Origin of the sequence: Nonomuraea sp. GTA35 (assembly GCF_041950525.1) — a bacterium.
GTDB lineage: Bacteria > Actinomycetota > Actinomycetes > Streptosporangiales > Streptosporangiaceae > Nonomuraea.
The window spans coordinates 24068-45972 of sequence record NZ_JBGNUV010000012.1; the positions used below are offsets into that span (position 1 = coordinate 24068).

A 21905-nucleotide genomic window follows, 5' to 3' on the forward strand; every position below is an offset into this window, starting at 1 on the left:
TTACCGGTCCCTGGGACAAGTTTGGCGTGTCGTCCATTCCACCCCATGAGGGGGTCTGGTTTGTCCGATGATGCCCTCGCCGGGTTTCGGCTCCGTTACGAACCCCGGCACAGGGACAGGACGGCCTCGCCGTACCGGTCGAGCTTGACCCTGCCGACCCCGGCGATCGACAGCAGCTCCTGCTCGGTGACCGGCGCGCGCTCGGCGATGGCCTGCAGCGTCACGTCGGTGAAGATGACGTACGGCGGCACCTTGCCCTCCTTGGCCGTGGCCGTGCGCCACGACTTCAGCCGTTCGAGCAGCGCCTCGTCGTAGTCGGCCGGGCAGGCCGAGCAGCGGCCCAGCTTCTGCTCGGCGGCGTTCACCAGCGTCTTCGCGCACACGCGGCAGCTCACCGGCGCGGCCACCTGGCGGCGCTCGCGGGCGGACGGCGCCATCCGCGGCGGGGACGAGGCGCGGCCGGTGAGCCCGTCGAGGAAGCGGGACGGGCGGCGGCTCTTGCGGCCTCCCGGCGCGCGGGCCAGGGCCCAGGAGATCGACAGGTGCTCCCTGGCGCGCGTGATGCCGACGTAGAGCAGGCGGCGCTCCTCCTCGATCTGTTCGGGGGTCTCCGCGTAGATGATGGGCAGCATGCCGTCGGTGACCCCGACGAGGAAGACGGCGTCCCACTCCAGGCCCTTGGCGGCGTGCAGCGAGGCCAGCGTGACGCCCTCGACGGGCGGCGCGTGCTGCTCCGAGGCGCGGCGCTCCAGCTCGGCGACGTACGCGGGCAGGTCGGCCCCGTCCGCTGCCATGTCCTCGGCCAGGTCGGCCAGCGCCTTGAGCGACTCCCACTTCTCCCTGGCCTTGCCGCCGCCGGGAGGCGCGGGGGTCAGGCCGATGCCGCCCAGGATGTGGTGGACCTCGGAGGCGAGGGGCTCGCCGGAGGCGGAACGGGCCGCGCCGCGCAGCAGCACGACCGCCTGGCGGATCTCGGGGCGTTCGAAGAACCGCTCGGCGCCGCGCAGCACGTACGGGATCTCCGCCTTGGTCAGGGCCTCCTCGTACGACTCCGACTGGGAGTTGACCCGGAACAGCACGGCGATCTCGCGCGACGGAACCCCCTTGTCGAGCAGCTTCCTGATGGCCCTGGCCACTCCGGCGGCCTCGGCGGGCTCGTCGTCGTACTCGGTGAAGGCCGGCTTGGGCCCGTCGGGCCGCTGGGCGACCAGCTCCAGGCGGTGCGGCGACCGGCCCTTGGCGATCACCAGGTTGGCCAGGTCGACGACCTGCGGGGTGGAGCGGTAGTCGCGGACGAGCTTGATGACGGAGGCGTTCGGATGCTCCACCCCGAACCCGGTCAGGTAGCGCGGGCTGGCGCCGGTGAAGGAGTAGATCGTCTGGTTGGGGTCGCCGACCACGCAGAGGTCGTCGCGGCCGCCGAGCCAGGTGTCGAGCAGCAGCTTCTGCAGCGGGTTGACGTCCTGGTACTCGTCGACCACGAAGTAGCGGTACTGCTGGCGGATCTGCGCCGCCACCTCCTGATGCTCGGTCATCACGGCCGCGGTCAGCTCCAGGATGGTCTCGAAGTCGACCAGGTGGCGCTCGCGCCTGATCCGCTCGTACGCCTCGTAGACGCGGCTGAGCTGCTCGGCCGGGATCGGCGGCGTGCGGTGGTACTTCGCGGCGGCCGCCACGTAGTCCTCCGGGCCGATCTGCGTGACCTTGGCCCACTCCACCTCGGAGGCGATGTCGCGCAGCTCCGAGCGCTCGGGGGCGAGCCGCAGGCTGCGGCACGCCTCACCCAGGACGGGCAGCTTGGACTCGATGACCGACGGCGCCGCGCCGCCGATCACGCGCGGCCAGAAGAAGGTGAGCTGGCGCAGCGCCGCGGCGTGGAACGTGCGGGCCTGCACCCCGGGCGCGCCGAGCGCGCGCAGGCGCTGGCGCAGCTCTCCCGCCGCGCGCGTGGTGAACGTCACAGCCAGGACGCTCTGCGCGTCGACCACGCCGCTGCGCACCGCGTACGCGATGCGGTGGGTGATCGCCCTGGTCTTGCCCGTCCCCGCGCCGGCCAGCACGCACACCGGCCCGCGCACGGCCTCGGCGACAGCGCGCTGCTCGGGGTCGAGTCCGATCAGTACGTCGTCCGCGTCGTTCACCTGTGTATCCTCCCAGCCGCTGGCGGAGAACCACTTTATTCTGGCAACATGCGGGGCCGACGTATGTTCGTAAGCTAGTAGTCAACAAGATGCAAAGAACTGGTCTTTTCCCCCACAATGGGGCCCGACCATGTGCATGGGGGAAAGGAAGGCCGTGCGAACTGCGGTTTCCGTGAGCGCTCTGGCGCTCGCTGCCGTCGCGCTCACACCCGTCGCCGCGAGCGCGTCCATGGAGCCGACCCCAGCTCCCACGGCGGACACCCCCGTAGACGCCGAGGGCACCAGCGGGTTGTCGGTGGAGACCGTCCAGTACGGCTCGCACAAGCGTCAGAGCATGGACATCTGGTGGACGCCCGACGGCCAGCAGCGGCCGGGGATCTTCCTCATTCACGGCGGCTGGTGGTCCAGCGGCGACAAGAAGTACATGAGGGAGATCACCCGCAGCTACGCCGAGCTGGGCTACACCGTCTTCAACCTCAACTACCGCCTGTCGGGCGACGCGGCGTGGCCCGCGCAGCGCACCGACGCGCTGGCCGCGATCGCCGCGGCGCGCAAGCACGCCGACCGGTACGCCTTCGACCCGAACAACTACGTGCTCATGGGTTTCTCCGCCGGCGGGCACATCGCGGCGGCCGTGGGCACGTACGGCGACGGCATCGGCGGGCTCAAGGGCGTGGTGGGGCTCTCGCCGATCATCTCGCCGCTGCGCGCGTACTCCGACGGAGAGAAGGCCACCGACGCCAACAAGCGCAAGCTCCGCACGGCCGCGATCAAGCTGGCCGGCGGCTGCGCGCCCAAGGGCAAGTGCTCGCGGGTGTGGGCGAGCATGGAGGTGGCCTGGCACGCCAGCCGCAAGGACGCCCCGATGCTGACCATCCACTCCGAGAACGAGTTCGTGCCGCCGGTGCAGAGCCAGTTGCTCAAGCAGATGCTCGGGCAGGTGGGGGTGCAGGTGTCGGTGTTCACGCAGCCGGGCACCAACCACAGCTCGCCGCTCTACCGGGAGCCGGGCGTGGCTGAGCGGGTGCAGGCGTGGATCGCCGCCCGGATCGGGTAATCCGGGATTAGACGGGCACTGCGCGTTGTTGCACGGATCGCCTGTTTCCTGACCTTGGAGGGATGTCCCAAGATGGCGCTCACGGTCTACAGCACCACGTGGTGCGGCCCTTGTAAGCGGCTCAAGGCCCAGCTCACCCGCGAGGGCATCAGCTTCGACGACATCGACATCGAGCGTGACCCGTCGGCGGCGGAGTTCGTGATGAGCGTCAACAACGGCAACCAGGTCGTGCCGACCGTCGTGATCGAGACGCCCAAGGGGCGCGTCGTCCGGACGAACCCCTCCGCCCGCGAGGTCAAGGCTCTGCTCGAAGCCGCCTGAGGCTCACCAGTCGCCGGTCAGCTCGCCGCCGTACCAGGTCTCGATCAGGCGGCGGGCGATCGAGACGGGAGGCGGCAGGCGCAGCTCGCCCGACTCCAGCGCCCGCGCCAGCTCCTGCCTGGAGAACCAGTGCGCCTCGGCGATCTCCTCGGCGTCGGGCGTGAGCGCGGTGGTCACGGCCTCGGCGAAGAAGCCCAGCATGAGGCTGCGCGGGAACGGCCAGGGCTGGCTGCCGAGGTAGCGCGGGCTGGTGACGGCGATGCCGACCTCCTCGGCCACCTCGCGCACGACGGCCGCCTCCAGCGACTCCCCCGGCTCCACGAACCCCGCCAGGATCGACAGCCGCCCCTGCGGCCACTGCGGCCCGCGGGCCAGCAGGCAGCGGTCGGCCTCGTCGCGGACCAGCATGATCACGGCGGGGTCGACGCGCGGGAAGTGCTGGCTGGAGTCCTTCGGGCAGACCCGGATGTGACCGCCGGCCTGCACGTCGGTGCGCGAGCCGCAGCGGGGGCAGAACTCGTGGGTGGCGTGCCAGGCCTCCAGCGCGACGGCGTAGACCAGCAGACCCGCGTCGCGGTCGCCGAGCAGGCCGCCGACCTGGCGCAGCCCGGCGGCCACCGGCTCGCCCTCGGGCGTGTCGCGCAGGGACATCGGGATCGTCACGCGGCCGTTGACGTCGCCCGTGGGCATGCCGGGCAGCGGCGCGGCTACGGCGAAGTAGGCGACGCCCTCCTCGACCCCCAGGAGGTAGCGCTGCCCGGGGGGCGCGTCGGCGGGCGTGAACAGCACCGCCTGCACCTCGTCACCCACCCGCCGCACGAGCGTGTGACCGTTGTCGATGACCAGCACCTTGGTCGCGGGATCTGCCCAGGCCCGCTCCAGCCACCGATCGTCGGCGCGCAAGGCCGACGATCGGTCGATGGTCCCCCGCGCAAGCAGTAGCGGGCCGATGAGTTGCTCTTCCGCGGTCTCCACTGGTGCCGCCCCCTCCTGAGTCCCCTGTCATCCTATGACCTCGCAGTTAGCCGGTGTTTACGGTATCCGCGCACCGTAGTGATCTCTGTGGGGCTAGGATTCGACGGGTTAGGTTAGCCTTACCTGATTCTTCGGGGGTGCCTTCGCGTTGCGGCTCTACCTGACCGCGCTCAAACCAACCGATTCCGTGATGGACGGCTTCCTGCCGGCGGCGCGGGCGCTGGGGTGCGAGGTGACGATCCTCACCGACCGGCCGGAGCGACATCCGTCCGCGGTGCTGTGCGACGTACGGGACCCGCGCGCGCTGATCGACACGATCGAGCACCTCGGCAGGCCGGACGCGATCTTCTCCAACTCCGACCACCTGCAGACCGAGACCGCGCTGGCCGCCGCCTATTTCGGCCTGCCGGGCAAGGACTGGCGGGCGTGCGCGGCGGCGAAGAACAAGTTCCTGATGCGGCGCAGGCTGATGGAGGCGGGGGTCGAGCAGGTCTTCTCCGTACGGCTCGGGCCCGACGATCCGGTGCCCGCGCAGGTGCCGTACCCCGTGGTGCTCAAGCCCCGCGAGGGGGTGGCCAGCGAGGACGTCATGCTCGTCGAGGGCGGCCTGGAGCGGGCCGTGGCCGAGGTCAGGCGGCGGCGGCCCGGCGAGGCGCTGGTCGTGGAGGAGTACCTCGAAGGGCCGCTGCGGACGCTGGAGACGCTCGGGGACGAGAGCGGGCCGCGGGTGCTCGGCGGGTTCGAGACGACACTGGGGGCGTTGCCGTACTTCGTCGAGGAGCGGCTCGACTGGGCTCCCTCCGATCGCTCCCAGGAGCACGTGCTGGCGGCGTTGCGGGCGCTGGGGGTCGGGTTCGGGGCCTGTCACACCGAGTACGTGGTCACGGCCGGCGGGCCGCGGATCGTCGAGGTGAACTACCGGGTGATCGGCGATCACTGCGACTTCCTGCTGGGGGACGTGCTCGGGGTGCCGGTGTTCGAGTGGATCCTGGGGGTGCATCTCGGGAGGTCGGTGCCCGCCGTTCCGGAGATCTCCCGATTCGGGGCTGCGGTCAGCGTGGTCGCGGATCGGGCCGGGGTGATCAAGAGCGCGCCCGGGCCCGAGTCCGCGGTCCTGGACGACGTGCGGCTGTGGCACCGGCCGCTGCGGGCCGTGGGCGAGGTCGTCACCCTGACCCGGACCAATCGCGACTACCTCGGCGTCGTGCGGGCCGTCGGGCCCTCCCGGGAGCGGGTGGACGCCGCGGTCGAGGAGTTCCGGGCCGCGCGGCCGTGGGTGGTCGAATGAGGTCGCGGGAGGCCTACCTGGCCGCTCGCGTGCTGAATGCCCTGTTGCGCGAGGACTACGGCGGGGTGGCCTCCCGCGTCACCCGGACCAAGGACGGGGTGGGGCTGTCGCTCGCCGATGGGCGGTGGGTGCGGCTCTCTCCGGGGGTGTTGTTCCAGGACTTCGTGGTGGCCGCCGACGAGCGGCTGGGGCTGGAGCAGGTGCTGGAGACGCTGGTCGAGGTCTCGGCGCCGGAGGACTCCGAGGGGGTCGCGGCCTTCTTCGAGGAGTGTGTGGCCGCGCTGGCGGCGCTGGAGTTGTTCGACGAGCGGAACGGCTCGGTGCCGCGGCCCTCGTACGAGATGCTGGCCGCCTCTGTGGATCATCCCGTGTATCCGACGTCCCGGGCTCGGGTGGGGTTGTCGGAGGCCGAGCTGGTGGCGTACGCGCCGGAGTTCGGGGGGTCGTTCGAGCTGCGGTGGGCGGCGGTTCCACGCCGTGCGCTCGCGCCGGGCTCCGCCGCGCGCCTTCCCGCCGACGCGGCGCCGCCGGATCAGGCGACCGGCCTCGCGGCGGCCGGTCGCCTCGTGGACGCCGATGAGGTGCTGTTCCCCGTGCATCCGCTGGCCGTGGACGAGGTGCGGAAGGTCGGCGGGGTGCGGATGCTGGACGAGGCGGCCGTCACCGTGCGGCCGACGCTGTCCATGCGGACCGTCGAGGTCGGCCCGCGCCTGCATCTCAAGCTGCCGCTGCCCATCAGCACCCTGGGCGCCAGGAACCGGCGCTCGATCAAGCCGGGCACGCTCGCCGACGGCGCCAGGGCCGAACTGCTGCTGCGGGAGCTGGCCGGCCCCGACGTGGTGCTGGCCGACGAGCAGACGTACGCGGACGCCGGGCACGAGTACCTCGCCTGGATGGTGCGGCGGCTGCCCGAAGGGAAGATCGTGCCGGTCGCCGCGCTGGCCGCCCCCGGCGTGCTCGCCGAGCTGGGCGACGTGCTGCCCGGCTACCTGCGGTTGCTGCTGCGGTGGAACGTACGGCTGTTCGTCCGCTACGGCGTCGCGCTCGAGGCGCACCAGCAGAACCTGGCCCTGCTCTTCCAGGGCGACCGGCTCAAGCTGCTGGTCAAGGACAACGACGGGCTGCTGGCCTCCCCGTCGCGGCTGCGGGCCGCCGGGGTCGCGGTGCCGGAGTTCGCCGACGAGCGCATGCTGAACGACGACCCCCACGCCCTGGCCGACGTCTTCGTGACCATCACGCTGCACCTGGCGGCCGCCGCCGTGGCGTTCGGCGCGCTGCCGCACGACCGGGCCGCCGCGCTGCTGCGGGACACGCTGGCCGAGGCGCTCGACGAGTACGGCGACGACCCCATGGCCAGGCTCCTGCGCGCCAGGACGCTCGACGCGGCCCGGCTGACCGGCAAGTCCATGATCACCGCTGGCACGCTCGTCTCCAAGGAACGTTCCGGAGCGCGCGACGTCAACAAGTTCTACGGCACCAGCGGGCCGAACTACCTGAGGAGAGCCTGAACATGCACGGACTGGCCATCGACGCGCCTTCCGGCCCTGCCGAGCAGGCGACGCTGGCGGCCCTGCTGCGCTGCTGCGTGCGGGAGGTGGCCGGGCCGCGCGGGCTGGTGTGGCCGGCTCCGCCGTACCTGCTGCTGCGGGTGGCGGGCACGCTGCTGCGGGCGCGTACCCATGGCGGGGCGGCGCTGCGCTTCGACGGCCCGCCCGAGCGGCTGGAGGCCGGCGTGTGGCGGCCGCTGGCGGCCGACGAGCTGGTCCGGCTGGTCGAGACAGAGCTGCAGGAGCGGAACGACCCACAGGGGCAGAGCGGGTCGCCGGGACAGAACGGGCCGCGGGGACAGAGCGGGCCGCAGGGGTACAACGGCGAGTTCGCCGAGCAGGTGGCGGCCAGCAGGGACGCGGTGGCGGCCATCCTGCGGGCCAGGGCAGCGGCCGTGCCGCCCGCCGATCCGTGGCTGGCCTCGGAGCAGGCGCTGGTGTACGGGCACCCGTTCCATCCCAGCCCCAAGGCGCGGGGCGGGGACGGCTGGCTGGCGTACGCGCCCGAGGCGCACGCCCGCTTCCCCGTCAGGCTGCTCGGCGTGCCGGAGGACGCGCTGGCCGAGGGCGGTGACGCGTCGGCGCTGGACGCCATGGGGAGCGGGCCCGACGGTTACCGGGTGCTGCCGGCGCATCCGTGGCAGCTCCAGCTGCTGGGGCCGGTGCTCGGGAGCGAGCTGATCGATCTGGGCCCCGGGCCGGTGGTGGTGCCGACCTCGTCGGTGCGGACGGTGTACGTGCCGGAGGCGGAGGTCTGCCTGAAGTTCTCCCTGGACGTGCGGATCACCAACTGCGTACGCAAGAACGCCTGGTACGAGCTGGCCGGAGCCGTGGAGCTGACCGAGCGGCTCAGGCCGGTGTTCGCCGAGGTCTCGGCGCATCACCCGACGACCCGCTGGCTCCCCGAGCCGGGATACCGGTCGGTCGCGCTCGGCAGCAGGCTGCACGAGGGCCTGGGCGTGATCGTCAGGCGCAGCCCCTGGGCCGCCTGCTCCCCCGGTGTCACCCCGATCCTGGCCGGCGCCCTGGCACTCGACGCGAAGGCGCCCGACCCGGCCGCGTGGTGGCGCTCGTACGTGACGGTGGTCGCGCTGCCGGTCCTGGAGCTGTACTTCGCGCACGGCGTGGTGCTGGAGCCCCACCTGCAGAACGTCCTGGTCGGCCTGGACGGCGACGGCATGCCCGTGGAGGCCGTCTTCCGCGACCTGGAGGGCACCAAGCTCGTCGCGGGCCGCCACGACCTCGGCGGGCTGCACCCCGAGGTGGCGCGCGCGCTCACCTACGACGCCGAGCGCGGCTGGGCCCGCGTGGTCTACTGCCTGCTCGTCAACCACCTCACCGAGATCGCCGCCACGCTCGCGGGCACGGACGACCAGCTGCTGCGCGAGCTGTGGCGCAGCGCCAGGAGCCTGTTCGACCGGCAGGCGGCGGCCCTGGGATGGCCGCTGCCGCTGTCGGACCTGCTGGCCGGCGCCCCGCTGCCCGCCAAGGCGAACCTGGGCGTGCGCTGGGCCAGGGCGGCCGACCGCGCCGCCGGTTACGTCCCGATCGCGAACCCGCTCGCATGATCGGCCCGCACGTCCTGACGGCCGCCGCGGCCCTGCCCGAGGTGCCCGCCTACCTGTACGACCTGCCGGCGCTGGACGAGCACGTCGCGTCCGTACGGCGCGCGCTGGGGGCCGTCGAGCTGTACTACGCGGTCAAGGCCAACCCCGACGCCGAGGTGCTGCGGGTGCTGGCCGGGCACGTGGACGGGTTCGAGGTGTCGTCGGCGGGCGAGCACGCGCACGTCACCGCCCTGTTCCCGGGCGCGCGGGTGGCGCTGGGCGGGCCCGGGAAGACCGACGCCGAGCTGCGCCTGCCGCACCACCGCATCCACGTCGAGTCCCCGAACGAGCTGCGCCGCCTGCTCGGCACCGGGCTGGAGGCGGACGTGCTGCTCCGGCTCAACCCCGACCTGCCGGTCGAGGGGGCGGCGCTGACGATGAGCGGGCCGTTCGGGATGGACGAGGACGGGGTGGCGCGGTGCCTGCCGCTGTTCGGCGACCGCGTACGGCTGCGCGGCCTGCACACCCACCTGGCCAGCGGGCTCGACGCGGAGCGGCTGCTCGGGCTGGCGCGGCGGTTGCTGGACAACGCCTACGAGGAGGTCAACCTCGGTGGCGGGATGGCGGTGTCGTACGAGTCGCCCGGGTCCCGCTTCGACTGGGAGGCGTACGGGAGGGGGCTGGCCGAGCTCGGCCGGGGCAGGCGGCTGCGGATCGAGCCGGGCCGGGCGCTGACCGTCTACTGCGGGTACTACGTGACCAGGGTCGTGGACGTGAAGCGGGTGCGCGGCCAGGCGTACGCGGTCCTGCTGGGCGGCACCCACCACCTGCGTACGCCGGCGACCAAGGGGCACGACCAGCCGTTCACCGTCCTGCCGGCGGGCAGGCCGGACGTGGCGGACGAACCGGTCACGCTCGTCGGCCAGCTATGCACCCCGAAAGACGTTTTCGCCCGAAATATCGTGACTTCGGTGGGCGTGGGGGACACCGTGGTGTTCGAGATGGCCGGAGCCTACGCCTGGAACATCTCCCACCACGACTTCCTCATGCATCCGAAGCCGGCTTTCCACCATCTACGCGCCTGACGCTCTCGATCAGCGCCACCAGCCCGCCCGCGTCGAGCAGGTCGACCGGGCGCACGGTGCGGTTGGCGCGGACGTAGTGGAAGGCCGCCCCCACCTCCTCCAGCGGCACCTCCGCCAGGTGCGACCAGGCCAGCCGGTACGCGGCGAGCTGCACGGCGGCGGCCCTGGCGGCCTTCTTGCCCCTCGGCGGCTGCCCGGTCTTCCAGTCGACGACCTCGTAGCCGCCGCCGGCCCGCTCGAAGACGGCGTCCATGCGCCCGCGCACCAGCCGATCGGCGATCATGGTCTCGAACGGCACCTCCAGATCCACCGGCCGCCGGTCGGCCCACTCGCTCTGCTCGAACCGCTCCTGCAGCTCCGCCAGCCGCACATCGGCCTCTTCGAGCTCCTCGTCGTACAGCTCCAGGTCGTCGATCAGCCGCTGCTGGTCCCACCGCGTCTCCAGCCACTTGTGGAACGAGGTGCCCCGGCGGGCCAGCGGCGCGGGCTTGACCGGCACGGGGCGGCGGATCCTGCGGGCCAGCTCGCGCGGGTCTGCGGCCAGCGTGACGAGCGAGGACACGGTCAGCTTCATCGGCAGCTCGACCGTGGTCGCGGGCCTGCGCCGGTGCAGCTCCCGCTCGCGCAGCAGCAGGTCGGTGTCGCGCTGCCAGGCCCTCAGCCGCTCCTCCTCGTACGCCTTGATCGGCTCGTCCTCGTACGGCCCCAGCGTGCCCGCCAGCGCGTCCTCGACCAGGCGGGCGCCGTCGAGCACCGACTCGTAGCGCAACCCCTCGGGCTCGACCGGCCAGGTGGCCGCGGCGGGCTCGGCCAGCAGCGGGTTCGTGGCGCCCTCTTCGAGGTCGTCCGCCCAGAACGAGATCCGGTCGGCGGTGTCGCGGATCTCCAGCAGGAAGTCGGACGGCTCCAGCGGCTTGGTCGCGCTGCCCCAGCGGTAGCCGGAGGCGATCAGGTGGTAGTGGGCGCGCGTCACGGCCACGTACGCGAGCCTGCGCTCCTCCATGAGGTCCCGCTCGCGGCAGTGCTCGTCGAAGGCCGCCAGCTCCTCCTTGCTCAGCCCGCCCAGCCGGGGCAGGTCGGCCGCGTCGCCGCGCAGCGCGTACGGGAGCTTGCGCGGGTTCTCCGTCCACCGGCTGTTCATCACCGGCGTGGCGGGGAAGATGCTGCCGGTCGCGATCGTCCCCTTCGAGCTCAGCAGCTGCGACAGGCCGGGCACCACCACGACCGGCCACTCCAGGCCCTTCGAGGCGTGCACGGTCATCAGCTTGACGCTGTTGCTCTCGCCGACCCGGCCCGCCTCCAGGCCGAACTCCTCGCTCTCCGCCGCCTGGAGGTAGGCCAGGAACGCCCCCAGCGTCGGATCCTCGGCATCGCCCGCGAACCTGGAGGCCGCGTCGAGGAACGCGTCGAGGTCGGCCCGCGCCGCGAACGCCCCCACCGTGCCGCTGCGCGCCGCCACCTCGATGTCCAGGCCGAGCCTGCGCTCCACCTCGCTGATCAGGTCGGGCAGCGGCTGCGCGGTGTGCGCGCGCAGCTGCCGCAGCTCCTGGGCGAGCGCCACCAGCCTGGTGCGGGCCAGCGGCGAGAACGGCTCCAGCCACTCCTCCCTGTCGGGCAGCTCGTCCAGCGCGTCCACCAGGCTGCCGCGCTCCTCGGCCAGGTCGGCCACCACCTGGTCGAGCGGGTCGTCCTCGCGGTGGCTCTGGCTCAGCTCGCGGGCCAGCGTGCGGGCGTGCTCGCCCAGCACCCGCAGGTCGGCCGGGCCGATCCGCCAGCGGGGCCCGGCCAGCAGCCTGGCCAGCGCGTCGCCCGCCGTGGCGTCGTACAGGACGCGGAGGGTGGCCACGATGTCGTTCACCTCGGGCACGGTCAGCAGGCCGCCCAGGCCCACCACCTCGACCGGGATGTCGCGCTCCTCCAGCGCCCTGCGGATCGCGGGGAACTGCGAGCGCTTGCGGGCCAGGATGGCGACGTCCTGGGGTTGCAGGGCGAGCGTCTTCTTGCGCTCCTTCTCGCCCCACGGCAGGCCGTCGGGGGCGGTCTCCTGGCCCAGGAGCCTGGCGATGCCCTCGGCGATCCACCTGGCCTCGTCCTCGGCCGTCTCGTGGAAGGCGCAGGTGACACGGCCACGCTCGACCCGGTTCGGGCCGGGGACCAGCACGGGGACCTCGCGGGCCTCCATGCGCAGCGGGAGCTGGACGCGGGCGGCCACGTCGAGCACCCGGTCGCCGTTGCGGAAGCTGACGCTGAGCTGGCGGACCGGGGCCGGGTCGCCGGCGGCCGTGCGGAAGTCCGAGGGGAAGCGGCGCAGGTTGCCCGCCGAGGCGCCGCGCCAGCCGTAGATCGACTGGCACGGGTCGCCCACGGCGGTGACCGGGTGGCCGCCGCCGTAGAGCGAGCGCAGCAGGACGAGCTGGGCGTGGCTGGTGTCCTGGTACTCGTCGAGCAGGACCACCGAGTAGCGGCCCCGCTCGATCTCGCCGACCTCCTTGTGGTTCGCGGCGATCCTGGCGGCCAGCGACATCTGGTCGCCGTAGTCGATGACCTCGCGGGCGCGCTTGAGCCGCTCGTACCGCTCCACCAGGGGCAGGAGCTGCTCCCTGGCCGAGTGCACGTTCAGCGGCTTGCGCTGGGCCAGGGTCGTCCTGCCGGGGAGCACGGCGTGCCTGGCCTCCAGCCACTCCCCCACGCGGCGCACGTCGGCGGGCGAGCGCAGGTGCTCCGACAGCTCTCCTGCCAGCTCCAGCAGCGCGGCCGTGACCGAGGGCGGGCCCAGCTCGATCCTGTCCATCGGCCCGTCGTACATCGCCACCACCCGCGAGGCGAGCTGCCACGACACGGCGGGCGTGACCAGGCGCATGGTGGGCTCCAGGCCCTCGCGCAGCGCGTGGTCGGTGACCAGGCGGGCGGCGTAGGCGTGGTAGGTGGACACGGTGGGCTCGTTGTCGAGCGCGCCCGGCTCGACCAGCCCGGCCTCGGCCAGGCCGTTGAGCCGCTCCCGCACCCTGGTGGCCAGCTCGGCGGCGGCCTTGCGGGTGAACGTCAGGCCCAGCACGTTCTCCGGCTTGACCAGGCCGTTGGCGACCAGCCAGACCACGCGGCCGGCCATGGTCTCGCTCTTGCCTGAGCCGGCGCCCGCCATGACCACCATCGGCTCCAGCGGGGCCTCGATGACCGTCGCCTGCTCGGGGGTGGGCGGGAGGATGCCGAGCTTGCCGGCGAGTTCGACCGGGGTCAGCACACCTGGCCCCCGTTGTCGTTGACCGGGCAGCTCGCCCTGGCCGCGCAGGTGCGGCAGCCGTCGTTGACCTTGGCCTGGAAGAACGGGCCGGACATGCCGGTCGCCACGGTGTCGACCAGGTCCTTGGCCCAGCCCGGGTCCTTGTCGTCGCCCAGCGCGCCCTGCGACTGCTCCAGCGCCTCGTTCTTGCCCGCCGCCTTGCCGAGCTGCACCAGCGCGGCGCCGCCCGGCTCCGTCATGCCGTGCCGGGCGAACGCGCCCAGCAGCGCGGCGAGCTGGTAGACGCCGAGCTGCGGATGGCGATCGAGGTCGCCCGCCTTGGGCTTGGAGCCGCCCGTCTTGAGGTCGATGATCACCGCGCGGTTGTCGGAGTCGCGCTCGACCCGGTCGACGCGGCCCTTGATTAGGACGCCTTCCGACACCATCGCCGTGAACGCCTCCTCCAGGGCCACCAGCTCGCGCGGGTTCTCCTTGTGCCAGCGCAGGAACTTGCCGATCATCTGCTCGGCCACCTGGCGCTGCTTGCGGTTGTACCAGACGCCGCCGAAGTCGAGGTCGTTCCAGATCTGGTCGAGGCGGTCGCCCAGCAGGTCCTCGCTGGGCAGGTCGGTGGCCGCCAGGACGGCCAGGGCGTGGATGATGTTGCCCAGGCCCTGGGCGGTGCTGGTGCCGGCCGCGCCGACCGCCGTCTCCAGCAGCCAGCGCAGGCCGCACTTGGTGAAGCTCTCCACCGCCGACGGCGAGATGCTGACGACGCCGTCCGGCCAGCTCAGCGGGCGGTCGTCGGAGATCGGGGTGAGCGCGTACCAGTCGTTGGGGTGGGCGCCCTGCACCCCGGCGGCGGCCAGGCGGGCGAGCTGCCGGGCCGCCTCGTGCCGCACCCTGCGCGGCTTGGTCGGGTCGGTCACCGCGCTGCGCAGGTCGGCCACCAGGGCGGACATGTTCAGCCAGCGGGCCCGGTCGTCGACCGTGGCCGACTCCACCGCGCCCGGCAACAGCTCCGACAGGAACCTGGACGGGCGCTCGTCGGTGTCCTCGCCGCCCACGGCCGTGACCACCAGCCGGCGCCTGGCCCTGGTGGCGGCCACGTAGAAGAGCCTGCGCTCCTCTGCCAGCATCTTGGAGACCAGCGAGGTCTTGTTCGGCTCGCCGCCCTCGACCACGTCGATGAGGTCTTCCACGCCCAGCAGCGACCCGCGCAGGCGCAGGTCCGGCCAGACGCCCTCCTGGACGCCCGCCACGACCACGACGTCCCATTCGAGGCCCTTGGAGCGGTGGGCGGTCAGCACGCGCACGGCGTCGCCGTCGGGGGCGCGGTCGGCCAGCGTGTCGCCGGGGATCTCCTGGGCCGCCAGATCGTCGAGGAACACCTCGGGCCCCGCCATGGGCATCCGGTCCACGAACCTGGCCGCGTGGTCGAACAGCGCCACCACGGCGTCGAGGTCGCGGTCGGCCTGCGCGCCCCTGGGGCCGCCCGACAGGCTCTGCTCGCTCCAGCGGGGGGCCAGGCCGCTCGCGTCCCAGATCGTCCACAGGAGGTCTTCGGCGGTGCCGTCCTGGCGCACGGCCTCGCGGGCGGCGGCCAGGAGTCTCGCCACCCGCTCGGCGGGCAGCGCGACGTGCGGCTCGACGCGGGTCAGCTCGCGGATGTCCTTGACCGCGGCGACCAGCAGCTCGCCGGACGAGCGTGCCTTGAACGGGAGACCGTCGACCTCCTCGGCAGTCCCCGCCACCACGGGCTCGTCACCCTGGCCCTCCGCGCCCCCGTCGCCCTGGTCCTCCGCACGCTCGTCGCCCTGGTCCTCCGCACGCTCGTCGCCCCGGTCTCCCGCGCGTTCGCCGCTCCGGCTCTCCGCATGCTCGTCGCCCTGGGCCTCCGCATGCTCGCCGGCCGTGTCCTCGTCCGGATCTCCCCGGCCGGCCGCCTCGCCGGCGGCCACGCCCATGGCCTCGTTCTCGGCGATCTTGAGTGCGCGGCGGAGGCGGCGTACGCCGATCATGTCGGTGCCGCCGAGCGGGCCCGTCAGCAGCTCCTCGGCGACGCCCTCGTCGAGCTGGGACGGATCCAGCGCCACCCGCAACATCGTGAGCAGCGGGCGCACGCCAGGCTCCTGCGCGATCGGCACCTCGTCGCCGGCGATCATCGTCGGCACGCCGGCATTGGTCAGCGCCCGCCGCAGCAGCGGCACCTGCCGCCTGGCCGAGCGGACGAGCACCGCCATCCGGTGCCACGGCACCCCGTCGATCAGGTGGGCGCGGCGCAGCGTGTCGGCCACGATCGCGGCCTCCTGGCTGGTGCTGTCGGCCAGCAGCACGCGCACGTCGCCAGGGTCGGCGTCCGGCGGCGCGATGAGGTCGCGGTGGCCGTGCCGATGGTCGGGTCGATGGTCGGGCCGATGGTCGGGCCAGTCGTCAGGGGTCTGGCCGGGCTCCTGCGTCGGCGCCGGGGCGACGGGCAGCTTGGCCGCCAGCCGGCGGGAGGCCTCCAGCAGGTCGGCCCCGCTCCTGCGGCACACGCGCAGCGCCAGCACCGGCGCCTCGCGGCCGTCGAGCGTCCTGAACCGCTCGGGGAACTTCATGATGCCCTGCACGTCGGCGCCCCTGAACCCGTAGATCGACTGGTCGGGGTCGCCCACCGCGACCAGGTCGCGGCCGTCGCCGGCGAGCTGGGTCAGCAGCAGCTCCTGCGCCGGGTCGGTGTCCTGGTACTCGTCCACGAACACGACGTCGTGCGCCGCCCGCTCGCGCTCGCGGATCTCGGGCCTGGCCAGCAGCGCGGTGGCGGCGCCGACCAGCTCGGCGTAGTCGTAGGTCTCCTCGGGGGCCAGGTCGAACCTGTCCTGGTAACGCTCGGAGAAGCGCCCGGCCGCCGCCCAGTCGGCGCGCCCGTGCAGCCGGCCGAGGGCGATCAGCCGCTCGGCGTCGAGGCCGCGCTCGTTGGCACGGGACAGGAAGTCGCGCAGCTCCTCGGCGAAGCCGCGCGTCCTGAGCGGCTCGCGCAGCGACTGGGGCCAGTCGGGGGCGCCGATCTCCAGCTCGCCGTGGAGCAGCCGCCGGATCTCCAGGAGCTGCTCGGGGCCGGTGAGCAGGCGTGGCGGCGCCTTGCCCGCCAGCACGCACTCGCGGCGCAGCAGCGCGTACGCGTAGGAGTGGAAGGTCATGGCCAGCGGCGTGCGGGTGGTGCGGCGCAGGCGGCCGGTGACGCGGCGGCGCAGCTCCTCGGCGGCCTTGCGGCTGAAGGTGAGGATCAGCACGCGCTCGGGGTCGGTGCCGCGCCGCTCGATCCTGTCGACCACGCTCTCCACGATCGTGGTCGTCTTGCCGGTGCCAGGACCTGCGAGAACGAGGAGAGGGCCGCTCCGGTGCCCGACCACGGCACGCTGATGCTCATCGAGCACAGGAGGCACATCGGGCCCCCCGCTGCCGCGCCGCACCAATCGCCAGGTCTGAGCACTCACAGCACTAGATTCCACCAGACCACAGGGGTAGATCGTGCCGACTTGCCCGGTCTCCCCTAGCGATCCGCCTACCGTATCGAGGCAAAAGTCAGATTTTCTTGCGACACGCCGGGCACTTTGTTCGCCACGAGCTTCACCTGTAGCGCGATATATCTTGACTTCCCAAGGACGCGACATATCGTGTCTGTCATGACAAAGGGCTACAGAGGCATCAGCATGGAGGGCCCGATCGCCCGCTGGTACGACACCAGCAACGGCAAGGCCGCCTCCCGCCACGACGAGCAGGTCGCCAAGGTACGGCAGTACGCCCCCAAGGGCTCCAGGATCCTGGAGGTGGCCCCCGGCCCCGGCTACCTGTCGATCGCCCTGGCCGGAACCGGCGACTACACGGTCACGGGGCTCGACATCAGCGAGACGTTCATCGCGATCGCCCGGGGCAAGGCCCTCGACGCCGGCGTGCCGGTGGACTTCCGGCTCGGCAACGCCTCGGCCATGCCGTTCAACGACGACGCCTTCGACTTCCTCGTCTGCTTCGCCGCGTTCAAGAACTTCGCCGACCCGGCGGGGGCGCTGCGCGAGATGCGGCGGGTGCTGCGGCCGGGCGGGACCGGGCTGATCGTCGATCTGCGCAGGGACGTGTCCAAGCAGGCCGTCGAGGACGACGTGGCGCGGATGAGGATGGGCGTGGTGTCCAGGATGTTCACCAGGTTCGCGCTGCGGTCGTTCCTGCCGCGGCGGGCGTACACCAAGGCCGAGTTCGAGGCGCTCGTCCCGGGGGCGGGCTTCGGCTCGTACGAGATCCGGCAGACGCCGCTGACCGTGGAGGTCGAGCTGCGCAAGTGACTTCGGCGATCCGGTCGCGTACGGAGTGTGGCGGCTTGTAACGTAGGGTCAACGTTCCCTGTGCGGGGGGTTGATCGCATGCGCTGGCAGGTCCACTCCGAGAGGTCGGTCTACCGCGACCCATGGCTCGACGTGCGGATCGCGGACGTGGAGCTGCCCGACGGGCGCCATCTCGACCACCGCCTCGTCCGTACGGCGCCGGGAGCGGGAGCCGTCGTCACCGACGAGAAGGACCGGGTGCTGCTGATCTGGCGGCATCGGTTCATCACCGACAGCTGGGGGTGGGAGATCCCGCTCGGGCAGGTGGACGAGGGCGAGATGCCGATGGCCGCGGCGGCGCGGGAGGTCGAGGAGGAGACCGGCTGGCGTCCGGGGGCCCTGCGGCCGCTGCTGGCGGTGCAGCCCGGCAACGGGTTCTCCGACGGGCTGAACCACATCTACCGGGCCGACTCCGCGACCCGCATCGGGGCGCCGTCCCACCCCTGGGAGGCGGAGCGGGTGGAGTGGGTGCCGCTCGCCCACGTCCGCAGGCTGATCGGCAACGGCGACGTCGTCTGCGGGACCAGCATCTCGGCGCTGCTGTACGCGTACGCCGAGAGCCTGCCGGACGACATCGTGCTCAAGACCTCGGACCTGAGCTTCCTGTACGAGTACGACCCCAAGAAGATCTACCCGCTGCCGGGAAACCTGCCCGACCTCTTCTGACCTCGCGGCGGCCCGCGAGGTCAGGAGACGCGAGGTCAGGAGAAGAGCCGGTCCACCACCCGGGCCGTGGCCTTGCCGTCGTCCCTGGGGGCGAACGTGGCGCGGAAGGCGTCGTAGCGGTCGGCGTGGGCCGCCGCGACCTCGTCGATCGAGCGCAGCGCCTCCACCACCTCGGCCGACGTCGACAGCAGCGGCCCGGGCGCCTGCTCGGGCAGGTCGATGTAGAGGCCGCGCTTCGACGAGTACTTCGCCAGGTCGTAGCCGTACAGGACGATCGGCTTGCCGGTGCAGGCGAAGTCGAACATGACCGAGGAGTAGTCGGTCACCAGGACGTCGGCCACCAGCAGCAGGTCGGCGATGTCGGGGTAGGTGGTGACGTCGCGGGCGATGTCGGGGACGGCGGGCATGGCCTGCATCGGGTGGGCGCGCACCAGGATCTCGTGGTCGGCGCCCAGCGCCTCGCGGGCCTTGGCGAGGTCCAGCTTGACCATGGCGTTCTTGCGGTCGTAGTCGCGCCACGTGGGCGCGTACAGCACCACGCGCTTGCCCGGCGCGAGGCCCAGCCGCTCGCGCACCGCCGCGGCGAGGGCGTCGCGGTCGGGCGAGTTGAGCACGTCGTTGCGGGGCAGGCCGCTCTCCAGGATCTCGCCCTTGTAGCCGAACGCCTTGCGCAGCACCGGCGTCGCCCAGGGCGACTGCGACAGCAGCAGGTCCCAGCCGCGCACCTCGGCCGCCTGCCGGTGCCAGATCGGCGGCCGGGGGTCGCGCTGCATGTGGGGCTGGTCGTTGCCGATGAGCTTGGCGGGGGTGCCGTGCCAGGTCTGCAGCACCACCTGGTCCTCGCGCGCCCGGAACCAGGCGGGCAGGAAGGAGTTGGTGACGATGTGGCGGGAACGGGCCAGCGCCTCGTGGTGCTCGCGGCTGCCCGCCCGGACGACGGTGGCGCCGCCGGGCGGCACGAAGGCGCCGTCCTTGACGATCCAGATGTGCTCGCGGTCGTCGCCCCTGCGCAGCCGCTCCTCGTAGACGGCGCGGACGCTGTCGGAGTAGTGGCGGCCGTCGTTGACGACGTAGACGGTCGTGTCGCGCAGCGGCTCGGTGCGCTGGGCCGGGTAGAACACGCGGCGCAGGACGTGGGTGCCGGCGACGCCGCGCTCCTCGGCGGGCCTGGACTCCTCCACGGTGATCACCGGCACGTCGAAGCGGGTCGAGATCATGCGGAAGACGTGACCGCCGAGCGTGCGCGGCTCCTCGTCGAGGCCGGCCAGGGCCGCGTGGTCCATGCGCAGCGGGACGATCTCGCCGGACGGGTGGCGCAGCGACATGTTCCAGGTGCCGGAGGCCAGCGGCACGGGCTCGCCGAAGCGGTCCATGGACGCGGGCTCCACGCGTACGGAGAACTCCTCGCCGGAGCGCTCCATCGGCAGCAGGTACGACAGCCCCGACCGGTGGCGCAGCGTGAGCGTGCGCGGGCCGGGGGCGTCGGGGTAGTGGCCGCGCAGGAGCAGCGCCGGCCCCTCCCAGACCGCCGAGGTGATCACGGGGCGGATGCGGTGGGCGGAGACGACGACGCGGTCGCGGCGGTCGCCGAGCACGGTGATCTCGCGGTCGCCCACCGGCGTGCGGGTCTCGACCAGGTCGGCCAGCATGACGGAGGCCGCCGGGTCGCCCTTGGGCTCGACCCAGAGCCGCCGGCCGTCCTTCTCCTGGAGCAGGGCGGGCACGGCCAGGCCGACCACGACCTGGGTGCCGTCGCCGGACGGCGTGAACTCGGCGGCGATACGGTGGCCGCCGAGCCGGGCGTGGCCCTTGGTGACCTGCCTGCCGGGCAGGAAGATCTTCAGCTCCAGCCGGTCGCCGTCGAGCGTCACGCCGGTCAGCTCGGCCCTGTTGGGCTGGAGCACGACCTGCAGCGCCCGGTCGGAGGTCCAGACGGGCCTGACCCACCAGCCGGGCTTCAGCTTGAGCCCGGCGGGCCGCTCGGGACGGCCGATCGAGGAGCCGCGCAGCAGGCCCGTGGCCCGCGCGCCCCGGCTCCAGAACACGATCTCGGCCCGCCACGTCGTGGCGTCGGGCACGGAAGGGCGGTGCCGCATGCGGCGGCGCACGCCGGACACCACGCCGCGCACGGCGCCGCGCCAGCGCAGCGGCCACGGGCTCAGCTCGGCGGCGAAGCCGGACCAGTCGTAGTTGCAGCCGGGCTCGCGCGCGCCGTGCGTGGCCTCGGGGGCCAGGACGCGGCGGGTGCGCAGGCGGATCGGCGGCAGCCAGCGCGGCCCGCGCAGCACCACCGTGGCCCGGTTGAACCTGCGGCTGCGCACCGACAGCCCCGCCAGGTAGGCGAAGCCGCTCACGCGCAGCTTCCCGCCGGCCCAGACGATGTCGTCGATGTGGGTGACCGGCACCAGGTCGGAGCGGCGCAGGCGGTAGAGGCCGGGCGGCAGCTCGTCGCGGAAGGGCAGGTCGGCGTACCAGCTCAAGCCCTTGCGGATGCGCTTGGACGGCTCGGCCGCCGCGGTGACCACCGTGGCGAGCGTCTCGCCCTCGACGAGTTCCTCGTCGGGACGGTGCTCGATCAGATGGCAGATGACGCGGCGGGCGACCGGCAGGTCGCGTTTGACGCGCGCGTCCACGCCCTTGAGGTACGGGCGCACGAGGTCGAGCATTTCCCGCCGTCGCGCCGCGCCACGCTTGACCGCGAGGTCGATGCGGGCCCCGAGTGGGCCGCTGAGCACCTCGCTGTCGAACGCCGCGTCGCGACCGCCGGGGCCGACCGCTCGCATGACCGCTTCGAGAGGCTCGCCACGATCGCAGAGATCCTGGACAGCCTTCAGGCGGTCGGCGAGCGAATCGCCGCCCTGGCTCTGGGCTGTGACGCCGGTTGCCATAGGGGAGGCACCGCCTTTCGGGCCGCCATCAGTGTTCTGCCCATGGTAATGGGAGTCACATGTCACAGAATCGCCGGTTTGACGAAACCGCAGGTCAGGAGGGTTACTGAAAATCGCCTGAACGCCCGTCCCAGCGGGCCAGGCGCATGTCCACCCGTTCGCCGCGCAGCGGGGTGCCTTCCTCGCGCCAGTGGGCCAGGCATCGTCGCAGGTGGTCGGGGGCTGCGGCGGTGCCGTCCGCGTGGACGACGCGCCACCACGGCACGCCGCCTCCCCACGTGCTCATGACCTTGCCGACCTGGCGGGGGCCGCCCTCGCCGAGGTATTCGGCGATGTCGCCGTAGGCCATGACCTTGCCGGGCGGGATGCGTTCGACCAGGTCGAGCACCCGCTCGGCGAACGGGTTCACGGGCTCCATGCGGCGGGACCGGCGTCGATGATCTCCTCGAACTTGCCGATCTCGACCACGCCGCCGGCCGCCGAGACCTCGATGACGCCCTCGTTCAGCATGTACTCCTCGCCGTCCTCGCCCATCAGCCGGCCGCCGAGGGCGGTGGACAGGCGCAGGAGCTGGGCGACCTGCCAGTCGGAGCCCGGCTCGCCGACGAGCTGGCCCTGCCAGCGCGCCACGGCGTGCACGCCGCCCGCGTGGCCGATCACGATCTCCTCGGATCCGCGCAGCTCGAAACCGGCCGGCGCGATGGCCTTCGCGAGCTCCGCGAAGGCGAGTGGCGACTCACGCACCACCCGCAGCTCGTATCCCATGGAGCGGGACCATAGCGGATCTTCTCCCCCAACGAGAATCGGCT

15 protein-coding genes are annotated in these 21905 nt (G+C 72.7%); 8 read left to right on the top strand and 7 right to left on the bottom strand.

From position 1 onward, the window contains the following. Positions 1 to 95 precede the first annotated feature (95 nt). The gene (locus ACBJ32_RS41000; RefSeq protein WP_375131393.1) at positions 96 to 2141 is read right to left on the bottom strand and encodes an ATP-dependent DNA helicase UvrD2; all 2046 of its coding nucleotides are present in this window, start codon (positions 2139 to 2141) and stop codon (positions 96 to 98) included. Between the two features lie 154 nt (positions 2142 to 2295). On the opposite strand from ACBJ32_RS41000, the gene ACBJ32_RS41005 reads away from it, so the two are divergent. Next, a complete protein-coding gene (locus ACBJ32_RS41005; RefSeq protein WP_375131394.1) occupies positions 2296 to 3198 on the top strand; it encodes an alpha/beta hydrolase in 903 nt (300 codons plus the stop codon). A gap of 72 nt (positions 3199 to 3270) precedes the next feature. Continuing rightward, a complete protein-coding gene (locus ACBJ32_RS41010) occupies positions 3271 to 3519 on the top strand; it encodes a mycoredoxin (protein WP_357877350.1) in 249 nt (82 codons plus the stop codon). 3 nt (positions 3520 to 3522) lie between these two features. Here ACBJ32_RS41010 and nudC read toward each other — a convergent pair whose 3' ends face one another. Then, positions 3523 to 4422 carry an NAD(+) diphosphatase gene (gene nudC / locus ACBJ32_RS41015; RefSeq protein WP_375131395.1) on the bottom strand — a complete coding sequence of 300 codons (900 nt, stop codon included), beginning with the start codon at positions 4420 to 4422 and terminating at the stop codon, positions 3523 to 3525. A gap of 220 nt (positions 4423 to 4642) precedes the next feature. Here nudC and ACBJ32_RS41020 point away from each other — a divergent pair, with 220 nt between their 5' ends. The 4 genes from ACBJ32_RS41020 to ACBJ32_RS41035 are packed head-to-tail and all read left to right on the top strand — an operon-like array spanning position 4643 to position 9961. Continuing rightward, positions 4643 to 5782, top strand: coding sequence for a siderophore biosynthesis protein (locus ACBJ32_RS41020; protein ID WP_375131396.1), 1140 nt, complete (start codon positions 4643 to 4645; stop codon positions 5780 to 5782). Beyond that, positions 5779 to 7290 (top strand): IucA/IucC family protein, encoded by a 1512-nt coding sequence (locus tag ACBJ32_RS41025; RefSeq protein WP_375131397.1) that lies wholly within the window; start codon positions 5779 to 5781, stop codon positions 7288 to 7290. The genes ACBJ32_RS41020 and ACBJ32_RS41025 overlap by 4 nt, the downstream gene beginning before the upstream one ends. Before the next feature lie 2 nt (positions 7291 to 7292). After that, entirely contained in the window at positions 7293 to 8897 is a 1605-nt protein-coding gene (locus ACBJ32_RS41030; RefSeq protein WP_375131398.1) for an IucA/IucC family protein, read from the top strand. Next, complete coding sequence (locus tag ACBJ32_RS41035; RefSeq protein WP_375131399.1) at positions 8894 to 9961, top strand: type III PLP-dependent enzyme; 1068 nt, start codon at positions 8894 to 8896, stop codon at positions 9959 to 9961. Before ACBJ32_RS41030 ends, ACBJ32_RS41035 begins: the two co-directional genes overlap by 4 nt. Here the strand turns inward: ACBJ32_RS41035 and ACBJ32_RS41040 are convergent. After that, a complete protein-coding gene (locus ACBJ32_RS41040) occupies positions 9921 to 13202 on the bottom strand; it encodes a UvrD-helicase domain-containing protein (RefSeq protein WP_375131400.1) in 3282 nt (1093 codons plus the stop codon). The two genes, ACBJ32_RS41035 and ACBJ32_RS41040, sit on opposite strands and share 41 nt — an antisense overlap. Then, entirely contained in the window at positions 13196 to 16600 is a 3405-nt protein-coding gene (locus ACBJ32_RS41045) for a UvrD-helicase domain-containing protein (protein ID WP_375131401.1), read from the bottom strand. Before ACBJ32_RS41045 ends, ACBJ32_RS41040 begins: the two co-directional genes overlap by 7 nt. A 249-nt stretch (positions 16601 to 16849) precedes the next feature. On the opposite strand from ACBJ32_RS41045, the gene ACBJ32_RS41050 reads away from it, so the two are divergent. Both ACBJ32_RS41050 and ACBJ32_RS41055 read left to right on the top strand, forming a co-directional pair. After that, positions 16850 to 17503, top strand: coding sequence for a class I SAM-dependent methyltransferase (locus tag ACBJ32_RS41050; protein ID WP_375131402.1), 654 nt, complete (start codon positions 16850 to 16852; stop codon positions 17501 to 17503). A 78-nt stretch (positions 17504 to 17581) separates the two neighbouring features. Next, entirely contained in the window at positions 17582 to 18208 is a 627-nt protein-coding gene (locus tag ACBJ32_RS41055; protein ID WP_375131403.1) for an NUDIX domain-containing protein, read from the top strand. A 35-nt stretch (positions 18209 to 18243) separates the two neighbouring features. On the opposite strand, the gene ACBJ32_RS41060 is transcribed toward ACBJ32_RS41055, so the two are convergent. The 3 genes from ACBJ32_RS41060 to ACBJ32_RS41070 all read right to left on the bottom strand — a co-directional run bounded on the left by ACBJ32_RS41060 (position 18244) and on the right by ACBJ32_RS41070 (position 21861). Next, positions 18244 to 20991: a CDP-glycerol glycerophosphotransferase family protein gene (locus ACBJ32_RS41060; protein WP_375131404.1), complete on the bottom strand. Its 2748-nt coding sequence runs from the start codon at positions 20989 to 20991 to the stop codon at positions 18244 to 18246. A gap of 208 nt (positions 20992 to 21199) precedes the next feature. Then, positions 21200 to 21514: an MGMT family protein gene (locus ACBJ32_RS41065; protein ID WP_357877317.1), complete on the bottom strand. Its 315-nt coding sequence runs from the start codon at positions 21512 to 21514 to the stop codon at positions 21200 to 21202. Beyond that, on the bottom strand, positions 21502 to 21861 hold the full coding sequence (locus tag ACBJ32_RS41070) for a hypothetical protein (protein WP_357877314.1): 360 nt from the start codon (positions 21859 to 21861) through the stop codon (positions 21502 to 21504). The genes ACBJ32_RS41065 and ACBJ32_RS41070 overlap by 13 nt, the downstream gene beginning before the upstream one ends. Positions 21862 to 21905: the final 44 nt, after the last annotated feature.